At 60.5% G+C, this 14,221-nt stretch carries 10 protein-coding genes; 4 read left to right on the plus strand and 6 right to left on the minus strand.

Going from position 1 to position 14,221, the window contains the following annotated elements:
* Positions 1-81 precede the first annotated feature (81 nt).
* The 3 genes from fadA to PDR5_RS19455 all read right to left on the minus strand — a co-directional run bounded on the left by fadA (position 82) and on the right by PDR5_RS19455 (position 4,411).
* Complete coding sequence (fadA, locus tag PDR5_RS19445) at positions 82-1,257, minus strand: acetyl-CoA C-acyltransferase FadA (RefSeq protein ID WP_064598122.1); 1,176 nt, start codon at positions 1,255-1,257, stop codon at positions 82-84.
* Positions 1,258-1,286: 29 nt separating this feature from the next.
* Positions 1,287-3,434 carry a fatty acid oxidation complex subunit alpha FadB gene (gene fadB / locus PDR5_RS19450; protein WP_064598124.1) on the minus strand — a complete coding sequence of 716 codons (2,148 nt, stop codon included), beginning with the start codon at positions 3,432-3,434 and terminating at the stop codon, positions 1,287-1,289.
* A 539-nt stretch (positions 3,435-3,973) separates the two neighbouring features.
* Positions 3,974-4,411 (minus strand): hypothetical protein, encoded by a 438-nt coding sequence (locus PDR5_RS19455; protein WP_064598126.1) that lies wholly within the window; start codon positions 4,409-4,411, stop codon positions 3,974-3,976.
* A gap of 103 nt (positions 4,412-4,514) precedes the next feature.
* On the opposite strand from PDR5_RS19455, the gene PDR5_RS19460 reads away from it, so the two are divergent.
* Positions 4,515-4,952 carry a universal stress protein gene (locus tag PDR5_RS19460; RefSeq protein WP_011335197.1) on the plus strand — a complete coding sequence of 146 codons (438 nt, stop codon included), beginning with the start codon at positions 4,515-4,517 and terminating at the stop codon, positions 4,950-4,952.
* A gap of 75 nt (positions 4,953-5,027) precedes the next feature.
* On the opposite strand, the gene PDR5_RS19465 is transcribed toward PDR5_RS19460, so the two are convergent.
* Positions 5,028-6,950, minus strand: a complete 1,923-nt coding sequence (locus PDR5_RS19465; RefSeq protein WP_064598129.1) for an ATP-binding cassette domain-containing protein — start codon at positions 6,948-6,950, stop codon at positions 5,028-5,030.
* Positions 6,951-7,165: 215 nt separating this feature from the next.
* Between PDR5_RS19465 and PDR5_RS19470 the strand changes: the two genes are divergently transcribed.
* Entirely contained in the window at positions 7,166-9,094 is a 1,929-nt protein-coding gene (locus tag PDR5_RS19470; protein ID WP_064598131.1) for a transglycosylase SLT domain-containing protein, read from the plus strand.
* 93 nt (positions 9,095-9,187) lie between these two features.
* Here the strand turns inward: PDR5_RS19470 and PDR5_RS19475 are convergent, their stop codons facing one another.
* Positions 9,188-10,981: an ABC transporter transmembrane domain-containing protein gene (locus PDR5_RS19475; protein WP_172829498.1), complete on the minus strand. Its 1,794-nt coding sequence runs from the start codon at positions 10,979-10,981 to the stop codon at positions 9,188-9,190.
* 259 nt (positions 10,982-11,240) lie between these two features.
* Here PDR5_RS19475 and PDR5_RS19480 point away from each other — a divergent pair, with 259 nt between their 5' ends.
* Entirely contained in the window at positions 11,241-11,420 is a 180-nt protein-coding gene (locus tag PDR5_RS19480) for a PA1571 family protein (RefSeq protein WP_064598133.1), read from the plus strand.
* A gap of 57 nt (positions 11,421-11,477) precedes the next feature.
* Here the strand turns inward: PDR5_RS19480 and pdxB are convergent, their stop codons facing one another.
* Positions 11,478-12,620 (minus strand): 4-phosphoerythronate dehydrogenase PdxB, encoded by a 1,143-nt coding sequence (gene pdxB / locus PDR5_RS19485; protein ID WP_064598135.1) that lies wholly within the window; start codon positions 12,618-12,620, stop codon positions 11,478-11,480.
* A 179-nt stretch (positions 12,621-12,799) separates the two neighbouring features.
* Between pdxB and PDR5_RS19490 the strand changes: the two genes are divergently transcribed.
* A complete protein-coding gene (locus PDR5_RS19490; protein WP_064598137.1) occupies positions 12,800-14,209 on the plus strand; it encodes an MATE family efflux transporter in 1,410 nt (469 codons plus the stop codon).
* The last annotated feature ends 12 nt before the right edge of the window (positions 14,210-14,221 follow it).

Raw genomic sequence — 14,221 nt, forward strand, 5'->3', positions numbered from 1 at the left:
AATATTTTCAAAATAAAAACAAAATAAATCCGCAAAAACAAAAACCGGGGCACTTGGCCCCGGCTTCCATCGACGAGACGCTTAAACGCGTTCGAAGACGGTGGAGATGCCTTGGCCGAGGCCAATGCACATGGTGGCCACCCCGAAGGTGCCGCCATTCTGCTTCATCACGTTCAGCAAGGTGCCGGAAATACGGGCACCGGAGCAACCGAACGGGTGACCCAGGGCGATCGCGCCGCCGTGCAGGTTAACCTTCTCATTCATCTTGTCGAGCACTTTCAGGTCTTTCAGCACTGGCAGGGCCTGTGCGGCGAACGCTTCGTTGAGCTCGAAGAAGTCGATATCGTTGATACCCAGGCCGGCACGTTTCAGTGCTTTCTGAGTAGCCGGAACCGGACCATAGCCCATGATCGCCGGGTCCACACCCGCTACCGCCATCGAGCGAATCACCGCCATAGGCTGGATGCCCAGGTCCTGTGCGCGCTGTGCCGACATCACGATCATGCACGAAGCACCATCGGTGATCTGCGACGAAGTACCGGCCGTCACGGTGCCGCCCTTTGGATTGAACGCCGGCTTCAGAGCCGCCAGACTTTCCAGGGTGGTTTCCGGACGAATGGTTTCGTCATAGTTGAAGGTTTTCAGGAAACCGTTCTCGTCGTAACCCTGCATCGGGATGATTTCGTCCTTGAACTTGCCTTCCACAGTCGCCTTGTGGGCCAACTGGTGGGAACGCACGCCAAAGGCGTCCTGCTGTTCGCGAGTGATGCCGTGCATTTTGCCCAGCATTTCAGCGGTCAGGCCCATCATGCCCGAGGCTTTCGCCGCGTACAGGGACATGTGCGGGTTCGGATCGACACCGTGCATCATGCTCACGTGACCCATATGCTCGACGCCGCCAACCACGAACACGTCACCGTTGCCGGTCATGATCGCTTGCGCCGCTGTGTGCAGCGCGCTCATCGACGAGCCGCACAGACGGCTGACGGTCTGGCCGGCCGAAGTATGCGGGATCTGGGTCATCAGCGACGCCATGCGCGCGATGTTCCAGCCCTGCTCCAGGGTCTGGTTGACGCAGCCCCAGATCACGTCCTCGACTTCGGCAGGATCGACCTTGGTGTTGCGTTCCAGCAATTTGCTGATCAGGTGCGCCGACATGTCTTCGGCGCGGGTGTTGCGGTGCATGCCGCCCTTGGAGCGGCCCATCGGAGTACGACCGAAGTCGACAATCACGACGTCTCTAGGATTCAAGCTCATAAGTTCACTCTCACTCTAGTTGGGGGCGCTTAACCGAAGAAGCTCTGGCCGTTCTTGGCCATTTCGCGCAGCTTCGCGGTCGGGTGGTACAGCGCGCCCAAATCAGCGTACTGGTCGGCCAGGGCAACGAACTCGGCAACACCGATCGAGTCGATGTAGCGCAGCGCACCGCCACGGAATGGAGGGAAACCAATACCGTAGACCAGACCCATGTCGGCTTCGGCGGCGGTTTCGACGATGCCGTCTTCCAGGCAACGCACGGTTTCCAGGCACAGCGGGATCATCATCCAGTTGATGATGTCTTCGTCAGTGACTTCGCGCTGCTCGTAGACGATCGGCTTGAGTACTTCCAGTACCGACGGATCGGCGACTTTCTTCTGCTTGCCTTTCTTGTCGGCCTCGTAGGCATAGAAGCCCTTGCCGTTCTTCTGGCCCAGACGCTTGGCTTCGTAAAGCACGTCGATGGCCGAACGACGGTCGTCCTTCATGCGATCCGGGAAGCCTTCGGCCATCACGTCACGACCGTGGTGACCGGTGTCGATACCGACCACGTCCATCAGGTACGCCGGGCCCATCGGCCAGCCGAATTTTTCCATGATCTTGTCGATACGGACGAAGTCCACACCGGCGCTGACCAGTTTGGCGAAACCGCCGAAGTACGGGAACAGTACGCGGTTGACCAGGAAGCCCGGGCAGTCGTTGACGACGATCGGGTTCTTGCCCATTTTCTTGGCGTAGGCAACGGTGGTGGCGATTGCCAGCTCGCTCGACTTCTCGCCACGGATCACTTCCACCAGCGGCATCATGTGCACCGGGTTGAAGAAGTGCATGCCGACGAAGTTTTCCGGACGCTTGAGGGCCTTGGCCAGCAGGCTGATGGAAATGGTCGAGGTGTTGGACGCGAGGATGGTGTCCTCTTTGACCTTGTCTTCGACTTCCGCCAGAACGGCTTGCTTGACCTTCGGGTTCTCGACCACGGCTTCAACGACCAGGTCAACGTGACCGAAATCGCCGTAGGACAGGGTCGGACGAATGCCGTTGAGCACTTCAGCCATTTTCGCGGCGGTCATGCGGCCTTTATCAACGCGACCGACCAGCAGCTTGGCGGCTTCAGCCAGACCTTGCTCGATGCCGTGCTCGTTGATGTCCTTCATCAGGATCGGCGTACCTTTGGAAGCCGACTGATAGGCGATACCGCCACCCATGATGCCAGCGCCCAGTACGGCAGCCTGCTTCACATCCTTGGCGATTTCGTCGTAGGCCTTGGCCTTTTTCTTCAGTTCCTGATCGTTCAGGAACAGACCGATCAAGCTCTGCGCGGCAGAGGTCTTGGCCAGTTTCACGAAACCTGCGGCTTCGACTTCCAGCGCCTTGTCACGACCGAAATTCGCGGCTTTCTGGATGGTCTTGATCGCTTCGACCGGGGCCGGGTAGTTCGGGCCCGCCTGGCCAGCCACGAAACCTTTGGCGGTTTCGAAAGCCATCATTTGTTCAATGGCGTTCAGCTTGAGCTTTTCCAGCTTCGGCTGGCGCTTGGCCTTGTAGTCGAACTCGCCGGAAATGGCGCGCTTGATCAGTTCAAGGGCAGCATCCTGCAGTTTTTCCGGTGCAACCACGGCATCGACGGCGCCGACTTTCAGCGCGTCTTCAGGACGGTTTTCCTTGCCGGCGGCAATCCACTCGATGGCGTTGTCGGCACCGATCAGGCGCGGCAGACGCACGGTGCCGCCGAAGCCAGGGTAGATGCCCAGTTTGACTTCCGGCAGACCGATCTTGGCCTTGGTCGACATGACGCGGTAGTCCGCTGCCAGGCACATTTCCAGCCCCCCGCCCAAAGCGATGCCATTGATCGCGGCGACGGTCGGAACGTTGAGGTCTTCGAAATCGCTGAAGATCTTGTTGGCTTCGAGATTGCCAGCAACCAGCTCGGCATCCGGCAGCTTGAAGTTGTCGACAAATTCGGTGATGTCGGCGCCGACGATGAACACGTCCTTGCCACTGCTGACGATCACGCCCTTGATCGAAGCATCTGCCTTGATGGTGTCTACGGCCTGACGCAGTTCGTTCAGGGTAAGACGGTTGAACTTGTTGACGGACTCACCCTTGAGGTCGAATTTCAATTCGACGATGCCACTTTCAAGAGCTTTAACCGTGATGGCTTTACCTTCGTAAATCATCAACTGATCTCCACGATATGGAAGCTGAACAGTACACGTCGGACGCAGGCGAATGGCTCGGCAGGACGCTTTTTCGTCAATGCTGACACCAATCCACCCGGCACACCCGCCAACGCGATAGTCGGGATTCTGTAGGAGCAGTCTGCAATACAAACGCTCAATTCATACGCCCGTTTGATTTGGGTACGCCACCTTCACGGAATTTCCGACAATTGTCAATCGCCCTAAATACGGGTTGAAATGCGACTTTGCGGTCATTTCTGTAGGACGCAGCCCGGCCACACACGCTTGCATGTGAGGGCATTCATAAGATTAATAGTTAGAAAAGTCGCCCTAATTCACGGCACGCCTTGTTTAACAGGCTACGCTGGCTGGACTACGAAGGAAAACAGGCGCACGTTTGTTGACCGGATCACCCGATTCAACGCCAAAAAGACTTTCCGGCCTGCCTGGCCAACCCCGCCCGATGAATCATGTCGGGCTTTTTATTGCTCGTCTGCCGGACATTTCGCGCCGTTGCAGCGCGAAAATTCCGCTAATCATGCCAGCGCTTTCAGCGTGGCATCAATGTCCAGCAAAACCGATGCTTCACCCTTCTCGCCCCAATAGAGGGCGATCATCTGCTTGTCCGCCTCGACCTTGAAAACATTGCCCGGCAATTTTTCGAAATGATTCAGCAACAGTGGATCTTCACAGACTTCCTGCCACTGATTGACCCACACTCCCGGTGATTTCTGCCAGTACGTCCAGCACGCCGGCTGCTTGCCACGGCGTGGCCGATGGTATTGCGCGCACGGGTTTGGCGGTTCCTGAGACAGCCAGTGCGGCCATTCCTGAGGTGCCAGCTGCATGGCCAGCCCGATACGCCGGGCCTCCGTACGCAAGGCTATCCGGCCACTCTGTGCACGGGACGGGCGCAACCACGCCAGCGGACTCAACACCACCAGCAGGATTGACACCACCAGCCAGACCGTCATATCTCTACTCCCGAATCCTGATGAGCCCATTGCGTCACTTTGGAACCAATGCGCTTGAAACCAGCCATACTTACCAATATTGATCCCTCACGAGGAGCACCTCATGCCCTACCACCATATCCTGGTCGCCGTAGATCTGACCGAAGAGTGCGACCCTGTGATCCACCGCGCCCGAGAGCTGTCGGTGAGCAATGGCGCCAAGCTGTCGCTGGTGCATATCGTTGAACCGATGGCCATGGCCTTCGGCGGTGACGTGCCGATGGATCTGTCACAACTGCAACAACAGCAGTTCGACCAGGCCAAGGAACGACTCGAACGCCTGAAGCACAAGTACACCGAGCTCGAAGGCGCCAACTGCCACCTGACCTATGGCCAGCCACGTCAGGAAATCCACCATTTTGCCAAGGAACAGCAGTGCGACCTGATCGTGGTCGGCAGTCACGGCCGGCATGGTCTTGCATTGTTGCTGGGCTCGACCGCCAATGACGTGCTGCACGGCGCACCATGCGATGTGTTGGCGGTGCACCTGGTCAAACGCTGATACCAGTCACTTATGAAAAGCTGAAAAGCCCGGCGCCCATCACTGGACGCCGGGCTTTTTCATGCCTGGAATCAATCAGGCGTCGAGCTCGGCCCAGCGCTCGACCAAGGCATCCAGCTCCGCCTGCAATTGCTCCAGAGAAGCAATGACCTTGGCCGTCTCGGCCGGCGGACGCTGATAGAAACCGGCCTCAGCCATTTCAGCCTCGACAGCAGCAATCTGCTGCTCTTTGGCGTCGATATCGCCCGGCAAGGCTTCCAGCTCGCGTTGAAGCTTGTAGCTCAGCTTCTTCTTCGCAGCCGGGGCCGCAGCAACAGGTGCGGCAACCGGAGCCGGCTCAGCAGTGACCACCGCCGAGTTCAGGTCAGCCTTGCCGGATTTGCTTTCCGTCACGCCCAGCAGACGCGGCGAACCGCCCTGACGGATCCAGTCCTGATAGCCGCCGACGTATTCGCGAACCTTGCCTTCACCTTCGAAGACCAGGGTGCTGGTGACCACGTTGTCGAGGAATGCCCGGTCGTGGCTGACCATCAGCACGGTGCCGTTGAAGGTCAGCAGCACTTCTTCGAGCAGCTCGAGGGTTTCCACGTCGAGGTCGTTGGTCGGTTCGTCGAGTACCAGCAGGTTCGCCGGCTTGCTGAACAATTTGGCCAGCAACAGACGCGCACGCTCGCCACCGGACAACGCCTTCACCGGCGTGCGGGCACGCTGCGGGCTGAACAGGAAGTCGCCGAGGTAGCTCAACACGTGGCGACTCTGGCCGTCGATATCGATGAAGTCGCGACCTTCGGCGACGTTATCGATCACGGTTTTTTCCAGATCCAGCTGATGACGCAACTGGTCGAAGTAGGCCACGTCGATCTTGGTGCCCTCTTCCACTTTGCCGCTGGTCGGTTGCAGACCGCTGAGCATCAGTTTCAGCAGGGTAGTCTTGCCGGTACCGTTGGCGCCGAGCAGGCCGATCCGGTCGCCGCGTTGCAGCACCATGGAGAAATCGCGGATCAGGAACGGACCGCCCGGATGCGCGAAGCTCACGTTATCCAGCACCATCACCTGCTTGCCGGACTTCTCCGCTGTTTCCAGCTGGATGTTGGCCTTGCCGGTGCGCTCGCGACGCTCGCTGCGCTCAACACGCAATGCTTTCAGGGCACGGACGCGGCCTTCGTTACGGGTACGACGAGCCTTGATGCCCTGGCGAATCCACACTTCTTCCTGGGCCAGACGCTTGTCGAACAGCGCGTTCGCGGTTTCTTCGGCAGCCAGTGCGGCTTCTTTATGGACGAGGAAACTGGCGTAGTCGCCGTTCCAGTCGATCAGGCCACCGCGATCCAGTTCGAGGATGCGGGTGGCAAGGTTTTGCAGGAAGGAACGGTCGTGCGTGATGAACAGCACAGCGCCCTGGAAATCCTTCAGCGCTTCTTCAAGCCAGGCAATCGCACCGATGTCCAGGTGGTTGGTCGGTTCGTCGAGCAGCAGCAGATCCGGTTCGGACACCAGCGCCTGCGCCAGCAACACACGACGACGCCAGCCGCCGGACAGTTCGGCGAGGGTCTTGTCGGCCGGCAGTTGCAGGCGGCTCAGGGTGCTGTCGACCAGGGTCTGCAAGCGCCAGCCATCGCGGGCTTCGAGGTCGTGCTGAACGTGCATCAGCTTGTCCAGATCGGCATCGGTGACGATGTTCTGGCTCAGGTGATGGTATTCGGCGAGCAAGGCGCCAACGCCGTCGAGACCTTCGGCGACCACGTCGAACACAGTCCGCTCGTCGGCCAGCGGCAATTCCTGCGGCAATTCACCGATTTTCAGACCGGGGGCACGCCACACCGAGCCGTCATCAGGCTTCTGGTCGCCCTTGACCAGTTTCATCATGCTGGATTTGCCAGTGCCGTTGCGGCCGATGATGCACACCCGCTCACCACGGGCGATCTGCCAGGACACCTTGTCCAACAACGGCATCGCGCCGAATGCAAGGGACACATCGCTGAATTTGAGCAGGGTCATGAGCTTCTCCAAAAACCGGGCGCGCATTCTACCTGAATCGAGGCCCGAACAGGCCGGCAATTTCGCCGCTGACGCACTCTGCACAACAATTGTTGCGAACTTGTGCTGCAAGGCCGGCAAAGCTTTCGCCCCTTGCTGGCAAAAGGCTAAGCTACAGGCAATTCAGTGCCGGCCTTGAGCCGGCACTTGTCATGATTTCTCTGCCCGGATGTCTCATGCGCAGTCGCCTCTTCAGTGTTTTGTCATGTTTGCTGCTTTCCGCCGCTGCCGTTCAATCCGCCCAGGCGGTGGACCTGTCCACCCAACGCCAGTATTACGATGAAGCCAAGCGTGCCCTGGCCAAAGGCGACAGCGGCCCGTATTTCCGTTACAGCCAGGCCCTCGCCGATTATCCGCTGGAGCCGTACCTCGCCTACGACGAGCTGACCGCCCGGCTGAAAACCGCCAGCAACGCGGAGATCGAAAAATTCCTCGCCGAACACGGTGACTTGCCCCAGGCCAACTGGATGAAACTGCGCTGGCTGCGCTGGCTGGCCGATCGCGGCGACTGGGCGACGTTCGTCAAGTATTACGACCCCAAACTGAATTTCACCGAACTGGACTGCCTCAACGCGCAGTACCAGATCAGCCACAACAAGAAGGCCGAGGGCTACGCCAACGCCGAGAAGCTGTGGCTGACCGGCAAATCCCAGCCCGCCGCCTGTGATGCGCTGTTCGGCATGTGGGCCGCCGAAGGTCAGTTGACCGAACAGAAACGCTGGGAACGCGCCAAACTCGCCGCCCAGCACCGCAACTACCCACTGGCCAACAGCCTGGTCAATGGCCTGACCACACTCGCCCCGCGCGGCCGCCTGCTGGTGGACGTGGCGCAGAAACCGGAACTGCTCAACCAGCCTTCGCGCTTCACGCCGGCCGATGAACCGATGTCGGACGTGGTCAGCCTCGGCCTGCGCCGCCTCGCGCGTCAGGACCCGGACAAGGCCATGGCCCTGCTCGACGGTTATGCCAGCAGCATGCATTTCTCCCGGGATGAAAAAGTCGCGATCGCCCGGGAAATCGGCCTGACGCTGGCCCGCCGCTTCGACAGCCGCGCGCTGGACGTGATGACCAAGTACGACCCGGAGCTGCGCGACAACACTGTGTCCGAATGGCGCCTGCGTCTGTTGTTGCGTCTGGCGCGCTGGGATGACGCCTACCAACTGACCCGCCGTTTGCCACAGGACCTGGCCACCACCAACCGCTGGCGCTACTGGCAGGCCCGCAGCCTGGAACTGGCGCAACCGCAGAACCCGGAAGCACAGACGCTGTACAAGAACCTGTCGCGGGAACGTGATTTCTACGGCTTCCTCGCCGCTGACCGCTCGCAATCGCCGTACTCGCTGAACAACAAGCCGCTGGTGCTCAGTCAGACGCTGATCAACAAAGTGCGCAACACCCCTGGCGTACGTCGTGCACTGGAGTTCCACGCCCGTGGGCAGATCGTCGACGGTCGCCGCGAGTGGTATCACGTCAGCCGGCATTTCAACCGCGACGAGATGGTCGCCCAGGCAAAACTGGCCTACGACCTGAAATGGTACTTCCCGGCTATCCGCACCATCAGTCAGGCGCAGTACTGGGATGATCTGGACATCCGGTTCCCGATGGCTCACCGCGACACTCTGGTACGCGAAGCCAAGGTGCGCGGCCTGCATTCGAGCTGGGTGTTCGCCATCACCCGCCAGGAAAGTGCGTTCATGGACGACGCCCGCTCCAGCGTCGGCGCCAGCGGCCTGATGCAACTGATGCCCGGCACCGCCAAGGAAACCGCGCGCAAGTTCAGCATTCCGTTGGCCTCGCCGCAGCAAGTGCTGGATCCGGATAAAAACATCCAGCTCGGCGCCGCCTATCTGAGCCAGGTGCACAGCCAGTTCAACGGCAACCGCGTACTCGCCTCCGCCGCCTACAACGCCGGCCCCGGCCGCGTGCGCCAATGGCTGCGCGGCGCAGACCACCTGAGCTTCGACGTGTGGGTGGAAAGCATCCCGTTCGACGAAACCCGCCAGTACGTACAGAACGTGTTGTCCTATTCGGTGATCTACGGCCAGAAACTCAACTCGCCACAGCCGCTGGTGGACTGGCATGAGCGGTATTTCGACGATCAGTGATCGGGGCGCGTATCGCCGATAGATCGACGTAAACAAAAATGCCCGCATCAAGAGATGCGGGCATTTTTTATGGCGCTCTACTAGGTCGGTTACTTAGTCGGTTACTTGGTCGGTCAAAGCCTGATGACCATCACTGAACTGCAACGCCGCCAGCCGCGCATAGAGCGGATTGCTCGCAATCAGCTCCTGATGCGTACCAATCGCCACCAGTTTGCCCTGATCCATCACCGCGATCCGGTCGGCGTTTTTCACCGTGGCCAACCGGTGGGCGATGACCAGCGTGGTGCGGTTTTGCATCAGGCTCGGCAGCGCTTGCTGGATCAGGTGTTCGCTTTGGGCATCGAGGGCGCTGGTGGCTTCGTCGAGCAGCAGGATCGGCGCGTCGACCAGCAACGCCCGGGCAATGGCCAGGCGCTGGCGTTGTCCGCCTGACAGGCCGAGGCCACCGTCGCCCAGATGGGTCTGGTAGCCGTCGGGCATCTGTTCGATGAAGTCGTGGGCGTGGGCGATTCTGGCCGCCTCCCGCACCTGCTCCAGCGTGGCGGTCGGGCAGCCGTAGCGAATGTTCTCTTCGACACTGCCGAAGAACAGCGCCGGGGTTTGCGAGACCAGCGCGAAGCAGCGACGCAAGTCCAGCGGATCAAGGCTCGTCAGCGGCACGCCATCGATCAGGATCCGCCCTTCCCGGGGATCGTAGAAACGCAGCAGCAGGTCATACACCGTGGACTTGCCCGCGCCGGACGGTCCTACAAGCGCGAGGGTTTCTCCGGCGTTGATCTTCAGACTCAAGCCATCGACGGCAAGACTTTCGGGACGCGAAGGGTAGGAAAAACGCACATCCTGTAATTCCAGCTCGCCTTTGACCCGCCCCGGCAACGTCACCAACCCTGTGGTCGGTGGCTGAATAATGTTCTCCGAACGCAGCAGTTCCGCAATTCGCTCCGCGGCGCCGGCCGCTCGCTGCAACTCGCCAATTACTTCGCTCAACGTGCCAAACGCACTGCCAACAATCAGGCTGTAAAACACGAACGCCGCCAGTTCACCCGCCGAAATCCGTCCCGCGATCACGTCCATGCCGCCGACCCACAACATCACCGCGACGGCGCCGAGCACCAGCACGATTACCAGCGTGATCAGCCAGGCCCGCTGGAAAATCCGTTTGCGCGCGGTCTCGAACGCCTGCTCGACGGTGCTGGCGAAACGCTGTTCATCCTGCACCTGATGGTTGTAGGCCTGTACGGTCTTGATCTGGCCGAGGGTTTCCGAGACGTAGCTGCCAATGTCGGCGATCCGGTCCTGACTCAGCCGGGAGAGGTTGCGCACGCGACGGCCGAAAATCAGGATCGGCGCAATCACCAGCGGCAGTGCGATCACCACGATGCTGGTGAGTTTGGGGTTGGTGATGAACAGCAACACGACACCGCCAATGACCATCAGCAGATTACGCAGGAACAGCGACAGCGACGAGCCGATCACCGATTGCAGCAATGTGGTGTCAGCGGTCAATCGTGACTGGATTTCCGAACTGCGATTGTCTTCGTAGAATCCGGGGTGCAGGTACACCAGATGGTTGAACACCTGCCGGCGGATATCCGCCACCACGCGCTCACCGATCCAGGACACCAGATAAAACCGCGCAAAGGTGCCGACCGCTAGGCCAACCACCAACAGCATGAACAGGCCGATGGATTGATTGAGCAAGTGCGGCGACTGGGTCATGAAGCCTTGATCGACCAGCAACTTGATGCCCTGCCCCATCGACAGGGTGATGCCGGCCGTGACGATCAGTGCCAGCAGCGCGCCAAAGGCCGGCCAGCGATAAGGGGCAAGGAAAGAACTGGTCAGGCGCAAGGCCCGGCGGTGGCGCGAGGAAAGCATCGAGATCATTCAGGTTCACGTCGTGTGCTGATGGATAGGGCCAGCCTACAGAGTCAAATGGGGTGGAACTCTGCAAATCACAATGAGTCAGGTTAATTATGACCGGCAAGACTACCCCCTAGACGCTATTGGTCTAAGGTCCGGGTTGAGACAGACGGTCATTTCTGTTTGAGTGGAGATGCCGTTCCGGACCGACCGCAGGGAGTTGTCACAGCCTGGTCACCTGACGGTTTTAATCTAGGCACACAACCTGATGAGGAGACAGGCCATGTCCTTGCAACACAGCAGCGATGACAAAATTGAAGTGATCCGCACCAAGCCCGGCCAACCTCTGGGTTGCTCGATCATCGATAAGGATGGGCGCGAAGTGCCAATCACTGAAGACATGATCCAGGACGCCTGCCGCGAACTGGAGAAGCGATTGGTCAAGCCTGCCGAACAAAAGTGATATCGCCACCGTCTTCCTGACCCGGCCCCTGCAGGCCGGTTTTTTTCTGCCCGCTGTTTATACCGCCACAGCCCCCAGCGCGGTCACGATCTGGCGCAAGACGGGCGAATCCCCCTCGATCCGCACCTTCAAGCCTTCGATTTCGCGTCGCGAAGGATACTGTTTGCGCAGCACATCAAACGCGGCGCGTTGCTCACCGACACTGCCCAGCAGCGTACGACGGAAATCCGCATCGTCCCGGCGCGGGTCGTACACACCGCGGCACAACATCGCCAGCGCCCAAGCCGGATCGCTGTCGGCATGCAGGGAAACTTCCGACAACCACGGCGCCGGCAGCAGATCACCGAGTTGAATGCTGGCGGGCTCACCAATAAATTCGCAGTACGCCTGATAGATCTGCGCCGTGCCGCGCTGTTTGCCATCGAGGCTATAACCGGCGATGTGCGGCGTTGCCAGTACACAGAGTTCAGCCAGCGCCACATCGACTTGCGGTTCGGCCTCCCAGACATCGAGCACCGCTTGCAGGTCTTCACGCTCCAGCAGCACTTCGCGCAACGCGGCGTTATCCACCACCGGACCGCGCGCCGCGTTGATCAGCCAGGCGCCAGGCTTGAGCTGCTGCAAACGCTGCTCGTCGAACAAATGCCAGGTCGCGCCGTCGCCGCTGCGGGTCAGCGGGGTATGCAGGCTGATCACATCGCACTGCGCGATGATCTGCTCCAGGCTGACATAGTCGCCGCCCTCGGCCGCCTGACGTGGCGGGTCGCAGACTTTCACGTTCCAACCCAGACCTTTCAACACCTTGATCAGGCGACCGCCGACTTCACCGGCACCGATCAAGCCGTAAGTGCGCTCACGCAAATCGACGCCTTCGATTTCAGCCAGGGTCATCAGACTGCCAAGCACGTAATCGACCACGCCCCGGGCATTGCAGCCGGGTGCGCTGGACCAGGTGATGCCGGCCTCGCTGAAGTAATCGAGATCCAGATGATCGGTGCCGATGGTGCAGGTGCCGACAAAACGCACCTTGCTGCCTTCGAGCAGTGCGCGGTTGACGTTGGTCACCGAGCGCACCAGCAGCACATCGGCGTGTTCGACCGTGGCCCGGTCGATGGAACGGCCCGAAACCCGGCGGATCTCGCCGAAACCGGCAAAAAAGGCATCGAGCAGCGGGATATTTTCGTCGGCAACAATCAGCATGGCGGGGCTCCTTGGGCGGATCGGCAGTGTAGGCGCTGGGACTGCGATGAGCCAGCAGGCTGTGATTTCTTGATGAGGCGCCTCGATTACAAATACGCAACAGAGGATTTTTCCTGACCGTTACGTCAGCGGCGTAGAATGCCCGGCCTTGCGCATCAACCCCTGTGGACGCTTTGCCTGTGAATTCCGTGACTGACCGCCCTGCCGCCGTTTCCCTCAACCGCCCTGCCCGGGTTCGCCTGGAGCTGAAAAATCTGCTCGGCCTGGCCCTGCCGATCATGATCGCGCAACTGGCGACCACCGCCATGGGCTTCGTCGATGCGGTGATGGCCGGGCGCGTCGGACCCAAGGATCTGGCGGCCGTGGCGCTGGGCAACTCGATCTGGGTGCCGGTGTTCCTGCTGATGACCGGCACTTTGCTGGCCACCACGCCGAAAGTCGCCCAGCGCTTCGGCGCCGGCACCCACAGTGAAATCGGCCCGATCGTGCGCCAGGCCCTGTGGCTGGCACTGGTGGTGGGCCTGATGGCAACCTCCATGCTGTTCAGCGCCGAACCGATCCTGCATCTGATGAAAGTCGATCCGGAACTGATCGGCCCGTGCATGCAGTACCTACACGGCATTGCCAGCGGTCTGCCAGCGGTGGCCTTCTATCACGTGCTGCGCTGCACCAGTGACGGCCTCGGTCGCACCCGCCCGGCGATGGTGCTTGGCCTGTGCGGTCTGGCGCTGAACATTCCACTGAACTACGTGTTCATTTATGGCCACTTCGGCGTGCCGGCCATGGGCGGCGTCGGTTGCGGCTGGGCCACGGCGATCGTGATGTGGGTGATGGCGCTGGGCCTGGCCGGTTATGAGCGCTGGGCGCCGGCCTACAAATCGAGCGAACTGTTCAGCCGCTTCGACTGGCCGCAATGGGCGGTGATCAAGCGTTTGCTGGCCATCGGTCTGCCGATCGGCGTCGCGGTGTTTGCCGAGTCGAGCATCTTCGCGGTGATCGCGCTGCTGATCGGCAGCCTCGGCGCCACGGTGGTGGCCGGGCACCAGATCGCACTGAACGTCAGCTCGCTGGTGTTCATGATTCCGTACTCGCTGGGCATGGCCGTGACCGTGCGGGTCGGCCAGGCCCTGGGCCGTGAAGAACCCCGTGAAGCGCGATTCGCGGCGGGCGTCGGCATGGGCACTGCACTGGCTTACGCCTGCCTGTCGGCGAGCATGATGCTGCTGATGCGCGAACACATTGCGGCGATCTATACCTCTGACCCGATGGTGATTCACATCGCGGCGATGCTGATCGTGTACTCGGCGCTGTTCCAGTTTTCCGACGCGATTCAGGTTACCGCCGCCGGCGCCCTGCGCGGGTATCAGGACACCCGGGTGACGATGATCCTGACCCTGTTCGCCTATTGGGGCATCGGTCTGCCGGTGGGTTACGCCCTCGGCCTGACCGACTGGCTCGGCGAGCCACGCGGCCCGAGCGGCTTGTGGGAAGGTTTGATCGTCGGCCTCAGCTGCGCGGCGCTGATGCTGTCGATCCGCCTGACGCGCAGCGCACGCAAACGCATTCGCATCAGCCGTTCGATGGGCTGACCGGCCATAAAA

Source organism: Pseudomonas sp. DR 5-09 (genome assembly GCF_001655595.1).
GTDB lineage: Bacteria > Pseudomonadota > Gammaproteobacteria > Pseudomonadales > Pseudomonadaceae > Aquipseudomonas > Aquipseudomonas pharyngis.

Bases quoted from the DNA above. Each gene is read 5' to 3' on its own strand.
- fadA (WP_064598122.1), bottom strand. From the start codon at position 1,257: ATGAGCTTGAATCCTAGAGACGTCGTGATTGTCGACTTCGGTCGTACT.
- fadB (WP_064598124.1), bottom strand. From the start codon at position 3,434: ATGATTTACGAAGGTAAAGCCATCACGGTTAAAGCTCTTGAAAGTGGC.
- PDR5_RS19455 (WP_064598126.1), bottom strand. From the start codon at position 4,411: ATGACGGTCTGGCTGGTGGTGTCAATCCTGCTGGTGGTGTTGAGTCCG.
- PDR5_RS19460 (WP_011335197.1), top strand. From the start codon at position 4,515: ATGCCCTACCACCATATCCTGGTCGCCGTAGATCTGACCGAAGAGTGC.
- PDR5_RS19465 (WP_064598129.1), bottom strand. From the start codon at position 6,950: ATGACCCTGCTCAAATTCAGCGATGTGTCCCTTGCATTCGGCGCGATG.
- PDR5_RS19470 (WP_064598131.1), top strand. From the start codon at position 7,166: ATGCGCAGTCGCCTCTTCAGTGTTTTGTCATGTTTGCTGCTTTCCGCC.
- PDR5_RS19475 (WP_172829498.1), bottom strand. From the start codon at position 10,981: ATGATCTCGATGCTTTCCTCGCGCCACCGCCGGGCCTTGCGCCTGACC.
- PDR5_RS19480 (WP_064598133.1), top strand. From the start codon at position 11,241: ATGTCCTTGCAACACAGCAGCGATGACAAAATTGAAGTGATCCGCACC.
- pdxB (WP_064598135.1), bottom strand. From the start codon at position 12,620: ATGCTGATTGTTGCCGACGAAAATATCCCGCTGCTCGATGCCTTTTTT.